We start from the raw sequence: 17,096 nt of genomic DNA, 5'->3' as shown, positions 1-17,096 counted from the left end.
GCGGGAGAGCACAGCATGAAAATCAGCGTATTCGGCATCGGCTATGTGGGGCTCGTGCAGGCCGCCGTGATGGCGGAGGTCGGCCATGACGTCCTGTGCATGGACATCGACGAGGACAAGATCGCCAGGCTCAAGCGCGGGCAGATCAGCATCTACGAACCCGGCCTCGCGGAGTTGGTGAAGGACAACCTGGAAGCCGGGCGCCTGCGCTTCACCAGCGACGTGGCCGAAGCCGCCGGCCACGGCCGCGTGCAGTTCATCGCCGTGGGCACGCCACCGCTGCCCGATGGCTCGGCGGACCTGCGCGCCGTGCTGGCCGTGGCCGAGGGCATCGCCCGCCACCGCACCCAGCCGGTGATCATCGTGGAGAAATCCACCGTCCCGGTGGGCACCGGCGACCGCGTCAGGACGCGGGTCCAGCAGGTACTCGCCGAGACCGGCCGGACGCTGGACTTCGAGATCGTCTCCAACCCGGAATTTCTCAAGGAAGGCTCCGCCCTGGCCGACTGCCGCAAGCCCGACCGCATCGTCATCGGCTGCGGAAGCCAGGACGTGCTGGACGTGATGCGCGAGATCTACGAGCCGTTCAACCGCAACCACGACCGCATCATCAGCATGAGCCTGCGCAGCGCCGAGCTGACCAAATACGCGGCCAACTGCATGCTGGCGACCAAGATCAGCTTCATCAACCAGATGGCCGAACTGGCCGAGCACGTCGGCGCCGACATCGAGGCCGTGCGCCAGGGCATGGGCGCCGATCCGCGCATCGGCTACCACTTCATCTACCCCGGCTGCGGCTACGGCGGCTCGTGCTTCCCCAAGGACGTCCAGGCCCTGATCCACAGCGCCGAGGAAGCGCACTGCTCCAGCGACCTGCTGCGGGCGGTGGAATCGGTGAACCAGCGGCAGAAGAACAAACTCTTCGAGCGCATCCGTCATTACTACGGCGGCAAACTCAAGGGCCGCACCTTCGCCCTCTGGGGCCTGTCGTTCAAACCCAATACCGACGACATGCGCGACGCTCCCAGCCGCACGCTGATGGAAGCGCTGTGGGCCGCCGGCGCCAAGGTGCGCGCCTTCGACCCCGAGGCCATGCCCGAAGCCCAGCGCCTGTACGGCCACGACGAACGCCTGACCCTGATGGGCACCCCGGAAGCCACCCTGGGGGGCGCCGACGCCCTGATCATCTGCACCGAATGGCGGCAGTTCAAGGCACCGGACTTCGAGCTGATGGCCGGACGCCTGAAGTCCCCGGTGATCTTCGATGGCCGCAATCTGTTCGACCCCGAACGCATGGCCCGCTACGGCTTCGAATACTTCGCGATGGGCCGCGGCGATTCCTACCGCCTGCCCGTGCCGGCGCAGGTCGTCGAGCAAGGTCACCGACACCGCGCCTGAGGCCATTCCCGACTTGTCGGCGCTGGGCGCTGGGCGCTGGGCGGTTCGCGAGCAAGCTCGCTCCTACAGAACGGCTCCGGTGTTTTCCTGTAGGAGCGAGCTTGCTCGCGAACATCGCCGCATCGGCGCGGTGGAAATGCGCCGGAAGCCGATCGCGGACAGAGTCCGCTGCTGGTCTCCGTCACACCTGCCCCATCACCATCATCGGCGCCGCCTCGGAGCGCTTGAGCACGGCATAGAGCACGCCCGTCACCACGCTGCCCGTGGCAATCGCCAGCAGGTACAGCAGCGCGTGGTTCATCGCGTTGGGGATCAGCAGCACGAACAGCCCGCCGTGGGGTGCCAGCAGCTTGCAGCCGAACAGCATCGACAGCGCGCCGGTCAGCGCGCCGCCGACGATGCTCGCCGGGATCACCCGCAACGGGTCCTTGGCGGCGAAGGGAATCGCGCCTTCGGAAATGAAGCACAGCCCCAGCACCAGCGCCGCCTTGCCGGCCTCGCGCTCGCTCTGGGCAAACTTGCGCCGCGCCAGCAGCGTGGCGATGCCCATGCCGATCGGCGGGACCATGCCGCCGGCCATCACCGCCGCCATCGGCGCATAGCTCTGCGAGGCCAGCAGGCCGACGGAGAAGGCATAGGCCGCCTTGTTGATCGGCCCGCCGAGGTCCACGCACATCATCCCGCCCAGCAGCAGCCCGAGCAGGATGGCGTTGGTGGTGCCCATGCCGGCGAGGAAGTCGGTCAGCCCGCGCATCATCGCCGCCACCGGCGAGCCCACCACATAGATCATCACCAACCCGGTGAACAGGCTGGCCAGCAATGGAATGATCAGGATCGGCTTGAGCGCGGCGACACTGTCCGGCAGCGGAATCCACTGCGCGATGAATCGCGCCGAATAGCCGGCCAGCAGACCGGCGACGATGCCGCCAAGAAACCCCGCCCCCAGCGTACTCGCCAGCAGGCCGCCGATCATGCCCGGTGCGAGCCCCGGACGGTCGGCGATGGACCAGGCAATGTAGCCGGCGAGCATCGGCACCATCAGCTTGAACGCGGCGTCGCCGCCGATCTGCATCAGCGCGGCGGCCAGCGTGCCCTGCTGCTTGAACGCCTCGATGCCGAAGACGAAGGACAGCGCGATCAGCAGGCCGCCCGCCACCACCATCGGCAGCATGAAGGACACGCCGGTGAGCAGGTGCTTGTAGACCCCGCGCGCCTCCTTGCTTCCCGACGCCGCGCCGGCGCCGGCCGTCGCGGCGGATTCCGCCGTCGCCTCATTCAGCGCGCGCTCGATGATCGCCTGCGGCTGCTTCAGCGCCACGCCCGTGCCGCAACGGAAGATGCGCTTGCCGGCGAAGCGCTCGCTGTTCACTTCGATGTCCGCCGCCAGCAACACCACGTCGGCGGCGGCGATGTCCTCGGCGGAGAGCGGATTGCGGGCGCCCACCGAGCCCTGGGTCTCCACCTTCAACCCGTAGCCCAGTTGCTGCGCCGCCTGCTGCAACGCCTCGGCGGCCATGAAGGTGTGCGCCACGCCGGTCGGGCAGGCCGTGACCGCCACCAGTTTCGCAACTCGCGCGGCCTCGGCGGGGCTGGCCGATCGCTCGTCACCCCGCCACACCGCCGCTTCCCGGGCCGCTCGCTGGAGGAAGGCCGCGGGATCGGCCAGCGCCTCCGCCGGACGCACCTGCAGCAGGCGCTTGCCGATGAAGCGCGAGAGCTCCAGCGGCTGCGCGCTGACCACCAGCACCCAGTCGGCCGCCTCGATCTGTGCGGCGGAGAGCTGGCGCCCGGACTGCTGCGGATCGCGCTGCTCGACGCACACCGACCAGCCCAGGCGCTCGGCGGCCACGCGTAGCAGGCGCGCGCTGAGCACGCTGGTGATCTGGCCGTTCGGGCAGGCCGTGATGAGGGCAAGGTTCATCGTCATACCTCGTGTTGTTCCGTCGCTCAGGCCTGCGCCTGAACCTGCACCGCATCCTCGATGCGCTTGAGACGCTGCGCATCGCCGATGCCGAACTCGAACTGGGTCACCGCCAGCGCCGCCACCGCCGTCGCCTGGCGCAGCACGCGCTCGGCCGGCCAGCCGGCGAGCAGGCCGTGGAGCATGCCGGCCAGCAGCGAATCGCCCGCCCCCACCGTGCTCGCCACCTCGACCTTCGGTGGAATCGCCCGCCAGTTGCCCTGCGGACCGAACCAGCGCACGCCGTCCGCACCCTGGGACAGCACCACCTGCTCGATACCCCGCGCCCGCAGCGCCTCGACCTGTTCGACCAGCGCCGCCGGCGTAGCCAGGGGTTGTCCACAGGCCTCGGCCAGTTCGGCATCGTTGGGCTTGATCAGCCAGGGCGCCGCGTCGAGCCCTGCGCGCAGGGCCGCGCCGCTGCTGTCGAACGCCACCCTCAGGCCGCGCCGGCCGAGCCGCAGCAACAGCTCGCGCAACCAGCCGGGGTCGACGCCGCGCGGCAGGCTGCCGGCGACCACCACCAGCTCATGCTCGCCGGCGATGCGCTCGAGGCGATCGAGCAAGGCGTCCTGCTCGCGGGGGCTCACCTGCGGACCGGGGCCGTTGATGTCGGTGATGCGTCCGCCGCCTTCGGCCAGCTTGATATTGCGACGGGTTTCCCCCGGTACGCGGACGAAGGCATCGACGAAGCCGCGCCGCTGGAACAGCGCCTCGAAGGGGGCGGCGTTGTCCGCGCCGAGAAAGCCGGTGACGCTCAGCGAATGACCGAGATCGGCGAGCACCTGGGCGACATTCAGCCCCTTGCCGGCGGCCTGGGCGAGCACCGACTCGCTGCGGTTGACCTCGCCGACCTCCAGCCGGGGCAGGCGTACGGTCAGGTCCAGCGCGGGATTCAGGGTGACGCTGAGAAGCCTGGCCATCAGTCCACCTCCGGCAGCGCCTGGGCGACGCGTTCACGCACCTCGGCGGCGGCGCCGAGGGTCAGCGCGGCCCGCGCCAGGTCGCGGGCCGCCGGCAGATCGAGCCCGCGCACCCGCGCCTTGACCAGCGGAATGCTGCGCGCCGAGACGCTCAGTTCGTCCACCCCCAGCCCCACCAGCAATGGCACCGCCAGCGCATCCGCCGCCAGCTCGCCGCAGACGCCCACCCATTTGCCGTGGGCATGGGCGGCGCGCACGGTCATGTCGATCAGTTGCAGCACCGCCGGGTGCAGGCCGTCGGCCTGCGCCGAGAGAGTCGGGTGACCACGGTCGATGGCCAGGGTGTACTGGGTCAGGTCGTTGGTGCCGACGCTGAAGAAGTCCACTTCGCGGGCCAGCACCGGCGCCAGCAGCGCCGCCGACGGCACCTCGACCATGATGCCCAGTTGCAGGTCATGCTCGCCGCCCAGCTCCGCGCAGAGCTGCCGGGTGAGGTCGCGGGCCTGCCGCCATTCCTCCACCTGCCCGACCATCGGGAACATGATGCGCAGCGGGCGCCCGGCGGCGGCCCGCAGCAGGGCACGCAGCTGGGTCTGGAAGATCTGCGGACGCTGCAGGGTCAGGCGTACGCCGCGCACGCCCAGGTAGGGGTTCTCCTCCTGCGGAATCGGCCAGTACGGCAGCGGCTTGTCGCCGCCCACATCGAGCGTGCGCGCCACCAGCGGGCGGCCGCCCAGTGCATCGAGCACCCGGCGGTACTCGGCCTCCTGGGTCGCCTGGTCCGGCGCCTGGGGGTTGTCCATGAAGACGAACTCGGTGCGCAGCAGGCCGACGCCCTCCGCGCCCAGCGCCACCGCCGCCTCGGCGCCGGCGGTATCGCCCAGGTTGGCGCAGACCTCCACGGCATGGCCATCGCGGGTGATCGCCGGTTCGTGACGCCGCGCCTCGGCCCGCTCGGCGCGGCGGCGGCGGCGGTCGCGCTGGCGTTCGGCCTCGGCCAGGCTCTCGGCACCGGGCGCGACCAGCAGCTCGCCGTGGTCGCCATCGAGCAGCAGGAGGGTTTCCGGCGCCAGCGCCAGGACCGTCGCACCGGCGCCCACCAGCGCGGGAATGCCCAGCGCGCGGGCGATGATCGCGCTGTGCGAAGTCGCCCCGCCGCGCGCGGTGAGAATGCCGGCCACCCGCTCGCGGTCCAGCCGCGCCACGTCGGAGGGGCCGACCTCGTCCATCACCAGGATGTAAGGCCGCTCCGGCGCGGCGACGCTCTGCACGCCGCACAGGCGAGCCAGCACCCGCCGGCCCACGTCGCGCAGGTCCGCCGCGCGCTCTGCCAGCAAGGCATCGCGCAGCGCTTCCTGCTCGCTGGCGACGCGCTCGATCACCTGGCTCCAGGCGGTCTCGGCGCTGGCGCCTTCGGCCAGGCGCGACTGCACCTCGTCGGTCAGTTCCGGGTCCTCCAGCAGCGCCTGGTGAGTGACGAAGATGTCGCGGATCGCCTTGACCTGGGTGCGCGTCACCAGCGCCTCGATCTCGGCGGAAATCGCCGTGCGCGCCTCATCCAGACGCTGCCGCTCCACCTCGACGGATTCCCCGCGCTCGGCAAACTGGAAGCGACGTTCGACCTGCAGATAGGCCGGACCGCTGGCGATGCCGGGGGACGCGGCGATGGCCTGCAGGCGGCTGCCCGCTTCCGGCGCGGCGGGCGTTTGCGCTTCGACGACCTCGACAACCGGCTCCGGCGTTTCGGGCAGCGGCTCGACCTCCTCGCCCAGCCCCTGCTCCACCGCCAGGCGCACCGCCGCCAGTGCGCGCTCGGCGATCGCCGGCTCGGCGAAGAACTCCAGCACCTGCCCACGCCGCGCGCCGAGGCTGAGCAGCTTGCTCAGGCTGCGGATCGACACCGGCGCGCTACCGGCCTCGGCGATGCGCACGCGAATCTCGCCCTCGAAATCCCGCGCCAGCAGCATCAGCACCTGCGACGGGCGGGCATGCAGGCCGTGGGGATTGGCCAGCGCAACCCGGACGCTCGGCCAGTCCACCGGCAATTCGCCGCCCAGGGCTTCCAGCACCTGGCGGCTGGACGTGACCCGCGCCAGCTCGGCGGCGCGGCCGTCCACCAGCAGGTCGCACAGGCGCTCGAACATCGCCCGGTGCGCATCGCCCTGGCTGGCCAGGCAGAACAGCCCGCGCACCGGCAGGCCGGCATGGTTCAGCTCGCGCGTGGGGGTGACGAAGACAAGGCCGGGACGCGTGACGCACTGCCCGCTGTCCTGCCACCACAGCCCGGCCCCCAGCGGCAGGGCTTCCCGGTCGTGCAGCGCGGCGGCGAAGCCGGGGACCACGCAGCCGGCCTTCTTCAGGCGTCGGGCGCCGGCCAGCGCCAGTTCGTCGAAGTCCTCGGCGGCGACGCCCAGCCCGACCAGGTGCTCGTCGAACAGCAACGGCTGCGGCGCGCCACCCTGCAGCAACTGCAGCAGGTCCTCGGGCCTCTCCGCCGCACGCAGCGCCGCACCCACCTCCCCGTCACCCAGCGCGCGGGTGAGCAGTTGCAGCAGGTGCAGGTGTTCGTCGGACTTGGCCGCGATGGCGATGGCCAGGTGCACTACCTGGCCATCGCCCCAGGCAACGCCCTCGGGGAAGTGCAGCAGGCGCACGCCAGTGCGCTGCACCAGGTGGCGGGTATCCGGTGTACCGTGGGGAATCGCGATGCCCTGCCCCAGGTAGGTGGAGCCCTGCGCTTCGCGGGCCTGCAAGCCGGCGAGGTAGCCGGCGGCGACCAGCCCGTCGTCCTCCAGGGCCGCGCCGAGCAACGCCAGGGCGGCCTGCTTGTCGGCGGCGCGCTGGTCCATGCGAACCTGCTGCGCGTTCAGTTCGAGCATCGCGATCTCCTCGCCGGCGTTCTGGCACGTCGGCGCTTGGGGCGGTCATCCGCTTGTATGGTGAACAGCTTAGAACCTGTGGCTTTCTCGACCGCCGAGCGGTCTTCAGGCAATGTCCACGGGCAATGCTGAATCGTTTCACCTTTTGAGACTGGAACGTTACTCGATAATGCGTGATCCTTGAAGCCCCCAATTGTCGGCAGCCCATTGCGTTGAAACTCAGTGATATCGCCCGCCTGGCCGGTGTTTCGGTCACCACCGCCAGCTATGTGATCAATGGCAAGGCCGTGCAGCGACGCATCAGCGCCGCCACGGTGGAGCGCGTGCGCGCAGTGATCGAAGAACACGGCTACCACCCGGACCAGCAGGCCGCCAGCCTGCGACGCGGGCAGACCCGCACCCTCGGCTTCGTCCTCCCGGACCTGGAAAACCCCAGCTACGCCAAGCTGGCCAAGCTGCTCGAACAGGGCGCCCGGGCTCGCGGCTACCAACTGCTGATCGCCAGCTCCGACGACGAGCCCGACACCGAGCGCCAGGTGCTCAATCTGTTCCGCGCGCGGCGGTGCGATGCGCTGATCGTCGCCAGTTGCCTGCCGGGCAACGACGACAGCCTGGCCCGCCTGCAAGGCATCGGCGTGCCGGTGATCGCGGTGGACCGCCAGCTCGATCCGCAGCGCTTCTGCTCGGTGGTCAGCGATGACCGCGACGCCTGCCAGCGCCTCACCGCCAGCCTGCTGCAACCCGCGCCGCGGAGTATCGCCCTGCTCGGCGCGCGCTCGGAGCTGATCATCAGCCAGGAGCGCGCCGCGGGCTTTCGCAGTGCGCTGCGCGAGTTCAAGGGACAGGTCCTCGTCGAGCACGGCGAAACCTTCAGCCGCGACTGCGGCCGCCGCCTGATGGAAGAATTGCTGGCGCGCCAGGGCCGCTTGCCCGACGCGCTGATCACCACCTCCTACGTGCTGCTCGAAGGCGTGTTCGACGTGCTCCAGGCGCTGCCCGAAGGCTGGCCGGCAGGGCTGCGCATCGCCACCTTCGGCGACACCCAACTGCTGGACTTCGTGCCGCTGAAGGTCAACGCGATCTCCCAGCAGCACGCACTGATCGCCGAGCGTGCCCTGGACCTGGCGCTGAGCGCGGTCGAACAGAACAGCTACACCCCCGGCGTTCATCCCGTGGCGCGCACCCTGAAGCTGCGCACGGAGTAAGACCATGCAACTGATCGACACCCACAACCATCTCGACTGCCCGGACTTCGCCGACGACCGTCAGGCGGTGCTACGGCGCAGCCGCGAGCGCGGGGTGATCCGTCAGGTGCTGCTGGGGGTGTTCCGCGAGAACTGGGAGGACGTCTGGACGCTGGTCGAGCAGGAGCCGGACCTGTATGCCGCCCTCGGCCTGCACCCGATCTACCTGGCGCGCCATCGCGCCGAACACCTGGCGGCGCTGCGCGAGTGGCTGGAACGCCTGGCGGGCCACCCCAAGCTCTGCGCGGTGGGCGAGATCGGCCTGGACTACTACCTGGAAGACCTCGACCGCGACGGCCAGCAGGCGATCTTCGAGGACCAGCTGCGCGCCGCCATCGACTTCGAACTGCCGGTGCTGCTGCACGTGCGCCGCTCCCACGCGGCGGTGATCGCCACCCTCAAGCGCTTCAAGCCCCCGCGCCAGGGCATCATCCACGCCTTCGCCGGCAGCCGCGAGGAGGCCCGCGAATACCTCCGGCTGGGCTTTCGCCTGGGCCTGGGCGGCGCGCCGACCTGGCCGCAGGCCAATCGCCTGCGCAAGGTGGTGCCGGAGATTCCGCTGGAATCCATCGTGCTGGAGACCGACTCGCCGGACATGGCGCCGGCCATGTACCCCGGCCAGCGCAACAGCCCCGAACACCTGCCGGAGATCTGCGCAGCACTGGCAGAGCTGAAGGGAGTCAGCCCGGAAGAGCTGGCCAGCGCCAGCACGCGCAATGCGATGGAGTTGTTCGGCTGGACCTGAGCACGCGCTTTTCGTAGGAGCGAGCTTGCTCGCGAACCGCCCAACGATGGAGCGACAAGGAAAGCCCGTTCGCGAGCAAGCTCGCTCCTACAGGATCAAAAGCCGCTCGACTGAAATCCTGAATTCACCGACAACCCGGTATCCGCGAGATGGGGAAGCGTCCTTGCGCTCGCGCGGATACCGGGCTGCTGGTGAAAACCCTTCCTCAGACCCGGAACGCGCCGATCAGGCGCTTGAGCTCCACCACCTGCCCGCCGAGCTCGCGGCTGGCGCGCTCGGTCTCGCTGGCGCCCTCGGCGGTGCGCTCGCCGGCCTGGTTGATCTGCACGATGTTCTGGTCAATGTCGTGGGCGACCGCCGTCTGCTGTTCGGCGGCGGCGGCGATCTGCTGGTTCTGGTCGACGATGGCGCCCACCGCCTGGAGGATGTTTTCCAGCGCCAGCTGCACCCGCGCCGACTGGCTGACGGTGCCGTCGGCGGTCTGGTGGCTGCTGCCCATTGCCTTCACCGCCGCGCCGACGCCGCTTTGCAGGCGGGCGATCATCTGCTCGATTTCCTCGGTGGACTGCTGGGTGCGCTTGGCCAGCGTGCGCACCTCGTCGGCCACCACGGCGAAGCCTCGGCCCTGCTCGCCCGCCCGCGCCGCCTCGATGGCGGCGTTGAGCGCGAGCAGGTTGGTCTGCTCGGCGATGCCCTTGATCACATCCAGCACGCGGCTGATGGACGCACTGTCGGCCGCCAGCTGGTTGATCACCGCCACCGATTCGTCGATCTCGCCGGCCAGGCGCTGGATGCTGCCCACCTGCGACTCCACCAGGGCACGGCCGCTGGCGGTTTCCTGGTTGACGTTGTGCGCGCTGCCCACCGCGACGGCGGCGCTGCGCGCCACTTCCTGGGCGGTGGCGGCCATCTGGTTCATCGCCGTGGCGACCTGCTCGATCTGGTTGCGCTGGCCGGTCACCGCCTGGTTGCTCTCGGCGGACACCGACTCGACGCGCACGGTCTGCCGCTCGACCTCGGCGACGGTGCGGCCGACCTGCTCGATGAGGTCGTGGATCTTCGCCACCGTCTGGTTGAACGCCTGCCCGAGTTCGCCGAGTTCGTCCCGGCTCTGCGCGCGGAAGGTGACCGTCATGTCGCCGGAGGCGACGCGTTCCATCATCTGCCCCAGGTTCTTGAGGGTGGTGCGGGTGGACACATAGAAGCCGCCGTAGAGGTAGCCGATGGCGAGGAATACCACCAGCAGCGCCACCACCAGCAACAGCATCTGCCGCTGCTTGCTGGCCAGGCGCTCCTGCAGGGCGCCGTCGATGAAGGCCAGCACCTGGTCGTCGAGGCGATAGGTCTTGTCCATCGCCCGGCTGACCTGCTCGTAGAAATCGGCCCACGGCATGTCGAAGGTATCGGCCATCACCACCTTGTCCTCGAAGAACTTGCCCAGGCTCTTGAGGGTGTCGCGGCTGGCATCGGCGTCGGCGGCCAGCGCAGCCTGCGCGGCGGCGCTGCCGCCCAGGGCGTCCTGCAGCTTCAGGCCATACTCGGCGTGGAGCTTTTCCAGCTCCTGCTGCAAGTCGTTGAACCTGTCGCTGGAGGACGAATTGAGGAAGCCCTGCCCCAGCGCACTGGAGCCGAGGGTACGGCCGACGCTGACGGTCCCGGTGACCTGCGGGGTGACCGCGCTGATCAGCTCGGCGAGCTGGCGCACGTCGCGGGCGTCGTCCTGGCTCAGGCCGGCCTGGGACACCAGCAGTTTGTTGAAGACCTGGACCTGGTTGAGCAGGCGCGCCGCCATCGCCGCCTTGCTCTGCAGCGAGCCTTCGGACTCGACCCCCTTGAAGGAACTGAGCAGCTCATCGCGCTTGGCGTTGAACTCGGCAACCTGCTCGGCATCCTGGGTGACCGGCTGCAGCGCATCGATCTGCGCCTGCAGGTCCTTGTGCAACCGGGCGATGCGCTCCTCGATACCGCCGCCCTTGCCGGACTGGCCGAGCACGCCGTTGATCTGCAACAGATCGTTGTAGGCCTCGACGTTGCGGCGGATCTGCTGGCCATTGCCGATCAGTTGCAGGCTTTCCAGTTCGGCACGGGTACTGACGAACTGGCGATAGGAATCACGCACCAGATAGAAATTGGTGATCAGCATCGGCAGGAAAAACAGCACGCTGATCAGGCTGAACTTCATGCCGAAGCTCAGGCGATTCATCAGCGCGATGGCCGGATAGAGCACAGTCCTCACAAAGACGTCTCCTGTTCCCTTTATTGTTATGTCGCTTGTCGGGGATGGCAGGCGCGCGCCTGGACTGGCACACACCCCCACGCGCTCGCCGGGACGGTTCGTGATGGGCATCACAGACAGCAACGGCGCGCACGGGCTTCTGTGTACCTGATATCGGCGGGGAGTTCTGTAACTTAAGGTTAAAATGCCATCATCGGACCAACGGCAGGGAGGCCGGCGTCAGGCCCTTGCAGCAGTCCTACCTATCCGACGAAGCCGAGCCAAACCTGCAGGAACGAGGGGAACGCCCAGTCCCTGCTCGCGCACCTCCAGCCGCGGAGCTGCCCGGCGAAATCCATTCGCGAGCGAGCTCGCTCCTACACGTCAGTCCATGCAGGGGCATGGTTATTCGCCTTACGGCCCCGGAACGTGCAGGCACCGGCCGGGCAGCGCGGACAGCCTTTCTGTAGGAGCGAGCTTGCTCGCGAACCAGCCCCGCAGCGGAATCCGTTCGCGAGCAAGCTCGCTCCTACGAGAGATATCTGCGCTCGGGGGCGGTCCTCTCCCTGAGGGAGAGGGGGAAGCGCAGGCACAGATCGTCCAGAAATAGACAGTTGCTCCTACCGTCATGCCGACAGAGACGGGCTCTTACAGCAGTAGAGTCCAGATGGCGAAAACGGCGTACCACAGCACTGCCGAGCGCACCAGCAACTGCCAGAGCGCATCCAGGCTGGCGACGCCCTTGGCGCCCAGTCCGCCCTCGTTGAAATCCTCGGCCACGTAGCCGGCCCGCGCCAGCAGCCGGGCGGCGGGCACGTCCCAGGCCAGCAGGTCATGCAACAGGCTGCGGCTGACGGCGACGAAGTTGCCCACCAGGGCGAAACTCAGCACCAGCGCCCGCGCCGGCAGCCAATCGAGCGCATGCCGCAGCTGGACGGCGCGCTCGCGCAACTCCGCCTGCCGGCCCTGCTCCGCCGCGATGGCCAGCAGACGGTAGGTCAGCGCCGCCACCGGGCCCAGCAGCGCATACCAGAAGATCACCGCGAAGAACGCCTGGTAGGCCTGCCACACCAGCGTGCCCTGCACCTGCGCCAGCAGCTCGTCGTCGTTGTCGGCCTGCACGCCGAGGTCGCGCCGGGCAACGTGATAGGCGCCCTGGGCATCCTCGCGCCGCCAGGCATCGCGGAAGGGGCCGACGGCCCGCAGGATATCGCCGCGTCCCAGGCTCCAGACCACCACCAGCAGGTGCACCGGCAGCGCCAGCAGCCCATAGGCGACGGGTTCCAGCAGGGTCAGCAGCAGGGCCAGCAACAGCAGCGGCGGCAGTACCGCCACCAGCAGCCCGAGCCAGGGACGCGCGGTCAGCGACGGCGCACCGCCCACGCTGTCCAGCCAGCCGAGCCACAGGCTGTCGCGCTGCAGGCGCGCGCGCCAGGATGAAAGTTTCTCCACCAGCAGGACCAGCAACAACACCAGGAAACTCATATCGACTCCTTCGCTCCGAGGGCGGCGAAATAGCGCGCCCAGTCGAACGCCTCGCCCGGATCAGTCTTGCGCTCGGGCGCAATATCGCAGTGTCCCTGGATACGCACCGGGGTGATGGCCGGGTAGCTCGCCATCAGTTGCCGGGTCAGCTCCGCCAGCACCTCGTACTGACGGTCGCTATAGGGATCGCAATCGGTCCCTTCCAGCTCGATGCCGATGGAAAAATCGTTGCAGTTCTCCCGCCCGTCGAAACGCGACACGCCGGCATGCCAGGCGCGCTCGTTGCACGACACGAACTGGAACAGCGAACCGTCGCGCTCGATCAGGAAATGCGCGGAAACGGTCATGGCGGCGATGCTGGCGAAATAGGGATGCTCGTCGGCGTCGAGACGGTTCTGGAAAAACGCCTGGACCTTGCAGGTGCCGAACTGGCCCGGCGGCAGGCTGATGTTGTGGATCACCAGCAACGACACCACCTCGCCGTCGGGGCGGGCGTTGAAGTTCGGCGAGGGACAATGCTGGGCGCCTTGGCACCAGCCGGTACGGGGATCGAGCTGCATGGGGGCTCCTTGGCAGAACCCCACTCTAAAGCAGCCGCACGGGGAAATGAACTCGCCGGCTCAACCCCGCAGGCTCAGAACCTTCTGGAGGATATGCCCAGCGACGAACTTGAGTGTCTTTTGTAGGAGCGAGCTTGCTCGCGAACCTGCAAGGCACGGTGCTATACCGTTCGCGAGCAAGCTCGCTCCTACAAGAGCAGCCCGCCCTATGGGTGGCTTTGCAACCGTGCGGCAGGTCGTAGGCAGGCTCTCAGGCGTTCTTCAGGCGGCGCAGATTGCCGATCACCGACTCCAGGGCGCGGTCGAACAGCAGGGCGTCATCGAGCAGGCGCACGGCGTTGCGACGGAACTCCAGAGCCAGGCCCATGCGGGTCTTCTCCAGCACCTTCATGCCGGTGCGGTTGACGAAGATGTAACGGCAACTCGGGCGGATCACCGCCGCCAGCTTGCAGCGCAGCTTGTGCTCTTCGTCCTCCTGGATCTCCACCCAACTGCCGACGCGCAAGCCATCGACCCGGCGCAGCGACTCGTCGTCATCGGCGAGCACTTCCTCCGGCTCCGCAGGGCGGCTTTCGTCGGGAGTGGCGAGAACGATTTCCGCCACCACGGCCACCATCGCCGGCTGCGCCGCCGAGGCAACCGCCGCCGGGGCGTCCAGCGGCTCGTCGAGCAGCGGCAGGTCGTCGTCCAGCTCGGCCGCCGCCCGGCGTTCCTCGGCCTGCTTGTAGCGCTGGAAGGCCTGCACATGCAGCCCTTCCAGACGGCTGAAGAACTCACCGGTGGAGAACGGATCGAACGCCGCGGAGGACAACCCATCGCGCAGCGACTTGAGCAGTTGCGGGACTATCTCCAGCAGGCGCAGGCGCGAGTCCGGGTCCTCGTGGGGCTCCACGCTCCAGATCAGGTCGTCCATCGTCGCCAGCGCGGCGTCCCACTCGGTGGACGTAGTGCCGTGCTTGAGGCAGGTGAGCAGCAGCACCTTGCTCCAGGCTTCCTGCAGCAGACGCACCACCACCTCCGGCAGCGTGCGACCGAGCAGGCGCTCGTTGAGCACCCGCTCCACGTCCTGGCGCGCCAGCTCGGCGCGGGCGCGGCCTTCCTCGGCGTCGCGGGTGCGCTGTTCGAGCAGATCGCTACGACGGCGCTCGTCACCGGTGAAGACGATGAACTCATCGAGCAGTTCGGAGAAGATCGCCGGGTCGTCGACGAAATCGTTCAGCAGGCGCATCACCACCTGCTCGATCCTCTGGTACAGATAGTCGCGCTGGCCGTCGGTCTGCTCGCCCCAGCCCAGGGCCGCCGAGGCGATCTCGTTGAGCAGGCGACGCGCCGGGTGGCTGCCGCGGCTGAAGAAGGTCTTGTCGAGCACCGCGACCTTGAGCATCGGAATCTGCATGCGGCCGATCAGGGCCTTCAGCGAGTCCGGCAGGGTGCGGTCGTCGAGAATGAATTCGAAGAGCATGGAGACGAGGTTGATGACGTCCTCGTCGACCTGGCCGACCACGCGGGAGCGGCCACTCTTGGTGCTGACGCGGGTCAGCAGGTGATCCAGGTGCTGGCGTACGTCGACTTCATCGATGGTCTGCGCCGGCAGGTGCGACTGCAGGTGGGAGAGCAGGCGCATCAGGTCATTGCTGGTGATCGGCAGCGCATCGGCGGGCATCGCGCGGGTGGGCGCGACGGCGCTGCCGCGCACCTGCGAGAGCAGTTCCTGCAGGGCGGAGAAAGCCGCCTGGGACTCGGAGTCCAGGTACTGCATGCCGGCCTGCTCCACCGCAGCCGGCGCCGACGATGCCGCGCCGCCCTGGCTGGGCACAGCGCGTTGCGGCGGACGGCGCAGCGGCACGTTCTTGAGCTCCGGCAGCACGCCGAGAGCGACCAGCGTCTGATTGGCCTCGGCGTACAGCTGCTCGGCCTCGGCCAGCACATACTTGTCGAACAGCTTGAGGATGATCAGCTTGACCTTGATCTCCACCCCCAACCCCTGGCACGCCTCGAGGAACGCCTCGCAGAGCAGGCGCGGCCCCAGCGGGTTGGTCTTGTCTTCGACCTTCTTGCTGACCAGCGTGTTGAAACGGGCCGTGAGGTGCCCGAGGGCGATGCCATCGCGGCTCACCACCTTGGCGACCATAGCGTCCAGCGCTACGGACTCTTCCAGCTCATCGTTCTGGACCAGGGAGAGGTTGTCGTAGGAAACGGAGTCCAGCGGCGGCTTGCCGATCTCGTACTGGCAGAGGCTGGCGAATTGCTCGAAGACTTTCTGCAGGAAGCCGCGCTCGATGCTCTTGCGCTTGAGGCGCAGGTCGCGCATGGCCTCGAAATAGGCGCTCTGCTCGGAGTTGTTGGAGGCCCGGTCGGCCATCTCGAACAGGGTGTCGTCGGCGTTGTCGAACAACGCCTGCATGGCTTGACGCAGCTGAAGGGCGACCTTGTCGCGCACACTGACCAGCGCCGCCGGCAGACGACCGGCGAACGAATTCGGCGATTGTTCGGGAGCGGCCGGCTTGTTCAGCGGCACTACATTCGCGTTGGCGTCCTTCTGCATCGCAAGTCTCCTGCCGTCAGCCCTGGCGGGGCTGGCTGGCGGTACCAACAGTCATCGAGGCGTCATCCGTAACGTCAAATTCGTGGCGTCAAAAAGTAGGAAATTTCCGCATCATTATAGGGAAGCTTTTTGAACAACCAAGAGTCATTTCTCGCATTCTTGAAGAAATTCACGTCGATTTAGATGCCGCTTGTCTGACAGACGATTCACCGCCCGACAACGCCAATCGATACCCGCAAAGTTCCGTCGACCGTATAATCCCGGCACTGCGAACAGGAGTCCTCCATGCCGAACCTCACCCTCGCCGAGCTTTCCGGGGAAATCCAGGCCAACGTCCGCGCCGCCCTGGCCGAAGACGTCGGCAGCGGCGACATCACCGCCCAACTGATTCCCGCCGAGCGCGACGCTTCCGCGCGCATCATCACCCGCGAGAACGCCACCGTGGCCGGCAGCGCCTGGGTCGACGAGGTCTTCCGCCAGGTCGATCCCCGCGTCCAGGTGAAATGGCAGGCCCGCGATGGCGACCGGGTCAGCGCCGACCAGACCTTGTTCACCCTCGAAGGCCCGGCCCGCGCCCTGCTCACCGGCGAGCGCAGCGCCCTGAACTTCCTCCAGCTGCTCTCCGGCACCGCCACCCGCGCCCGCCACTACGCCGACCTGGTCGACGGCACCGGCGTGAAGCTGCTCGACACCCGCAAGACCCTGCCCGGCCTGCGCCTGGCGCAGAAGTACGCGATCACCTGCGGCGGCTGCCACAACCACCGGATCGGCCTGTACGACGCCTTCCTGATCAAGGAAAACCACATCGCCGCCTGCGGCGGCATCGCCCAGGCCATCGCCACCGCCCAGCGCATCGCGCCCGGCAAGCCGGTGGAAATCGAAGTGGAAGACCTCGCCGAACTGCGCCAGGCCCTGGATGCCGGCGCCGACATCATCATGCTCGACGAACTGAGCCTGGACGACATGCGCACCGCCGTCGCCCTCACCGCCGGCCGCGCCAGGCTGGAAGCCTCCGGCGGCATCACCGAGGCGACCCTGCGCAGCGTCGCCGAAACGGGGGTGGACTACATCTCCATCGGCACCCTGACCAAGGACGTCACGGCGCTGGATCTGTCGATGCGGCTGAGCCCCTGACTCCTGCT

At 68.4% G+C, this 17,096-nt stretch carries 11 protein-coding genes; 4 read left to right on the top strand and 7 right to left on the bottom strand.

Annotated features, from left to right (window positions below):
- The first annotated feature begins 15 nt into the window (after positions 1 to 15).
- Positions 16 to 1,398, top strand: coding sequence for a UDP-glucose dehydrogenase family protein (locus H681_RS05050; protein ID WP_015475755.1), 1,383 nt, complete (start codon positions 16 to 18; stop codon positions 1,396 to 1,398).
- A 181-nt stretch (positions 1,399 to 1,579) separates the two neighbouring features.
- Here H681_RS05050 and H681_RS05045 read toward each other — a convergent pair whose 3' ends face one another.
- The 3 genes from H681_RS05045 to ptsP are packed head-to-tail and all read right to left on the bottom strand — an operon-like array spanning position 1,580 to position 7,160.
- Complete coding sequence (locus H681_RS05045) at positions 1,580 to 3,319, bottom strand: PTS fructose-like transporter subunit IIB (protein WP_015475754.1); 1,740 nt, start codon at positions 3,317 to 3,319, stop codon at positions 1,580 to 1,582.
- A gap of 26 nt (positions 3,320 to 3,345) precedes the next feature.
- A complete protein-coding gene (pfkB, locus tag H681_RS05040) occupies positions 3,346 to 4,281 on the bottom strand; it encodes a 1-phosphofructokinase (RefSeq protein ID WP_015475753.1) in 936 nt (311 codons plus the stop codon).
- Complete coding sequence (gene ptsP / locus H681_RS05035) at positions 4,281 to 7,160, bottom strand: phosphoenolpyruvate--protein phosphotransferase (protein ID WP_015475752.1); 2,880 nt, start codon at positions 7,158 to 7,160, stop codon at positions 4,281 to 4,283. Before ptsP ends, pfkB begins: the two co-directional genes overlap by 1 nt.
- 212 nt (positions 7,161 to 7,372) lie before the next feature.
- On the opposite strand from ptsP, the gene cra reads away from it, so the two are divergent.
- Entirely contained in the window at positions 7,373 to 8,365 is a 993-nt protein-coding gene (cra, locus tag H681_RS05030; RefSeq protein WP_015475751.1) for a catabolite repressor/activator, read from the top strand.
- A gap of 4 nt (positions 8,366 to 8,369) precedes the next feature.
- A complete protein-coding gene (locus H681_RS05025; protein ID WP_015475750.1) occupies positions 8,370 to 9,149 on the top strand; it encodes a TatD family hydrolase in 780 nt (259 codons plus the stop codon).
- Positions 9,150 to 9,354: 205 nt separating this feature from the next.
- On the opposite strand, the gene H681_RS27210 is transcribed toward H681_RS05025, so the two are convergent.
- The 4 genes from H681_RS27210 to H681_RS05005 form a co-directional block, all read right to left on the bottom strand.
- Positions 9,355 to 10,059 carry a methyl-accepting chemotaxis protein gene (locus H681_RS27210; RefSeq protein ID WP_442961259.1) on the bottom strand — a complete coding sequence of 235 codons (705 nt, stop codon included), beginning with the start codon at positions 10,057 to 10,059 and terminating at the stop codon, positions 9,355 to 9,357.
- A gap of 1,953 nt (positions 10,060 to 12,012) precedes the next feature.
- Positions 12,013 to 12,849, bottom strand: coding sequence for a regulatory signaling modulator protein AmpE (gene ampE / locus H681_RS05015; protein ID WP_015475748.1), 837 nt, complete (start codon positions 12,847 to 12,849; stop codon positions 12,013 to 12,015).
- Complete coding sequence (gene ampD / locus H681_RS05010; RefSeq protein ID WP_015475747.1) at positions 12,846 to 13,409, bottom strand: 1,6-anhydro-N-acetylmuramyl-L-alanine amidase AmpD; 564 nt, start codon at positions 13,407 to 13,409, stop codon at positions 12,846 to 12,848. The genes ampE and ampD overlap by 4 nt, the downstream gene beginning before the upstream one ends.
- 250 nt (positions 13,410 to 13,659) lie before the next feature.
- On the bottom strand, positions 13,660 to 15,954 hold the full coding sequence (locus H681_RS05005) for a DUF1631 domain-containing protein (protein WP_015475746.1): 2,295 nt from the start codon (positions 15,952 to 15,954) through the stop codon (positions 13,660 to 13,662).
- A 285-nt stretch (positions 15,955 to 16,239) separates the two neighbouring features.
- Here H681_RS05005 and nadC point away from each other — a divergent pair, with 285 nt between their 5' ends.
- Complete coding sequence (gene nadC, locus H681_RS05000) at positions 16,240 to 17,088, top strand: carboxylating nicotinate-nucleotide diphosphorylase (RefSeq protein WP_015475745.1); 849 nt, start codon at positions 16,240 to 16,242, stop codon at positions 17,086 to 17,088.
- Positions 17,089 to 17,096 lie beyond the last annotated feature (8 nt).

It is taken from the genome of Pseudomonas sp. ATCC 13867 (genome assembly GCF_000349845.1).
Lineage (GTDB): Bacteria > Pseudomonadota > Gammaproteobacteria > Pseudomonadales > Pseudomonadaceae > Pseudomonas.
Note: the sequence above shows the minus strand (reverse complement) of the source record. Positions and strands in the feature narration are given on the sequence as shown.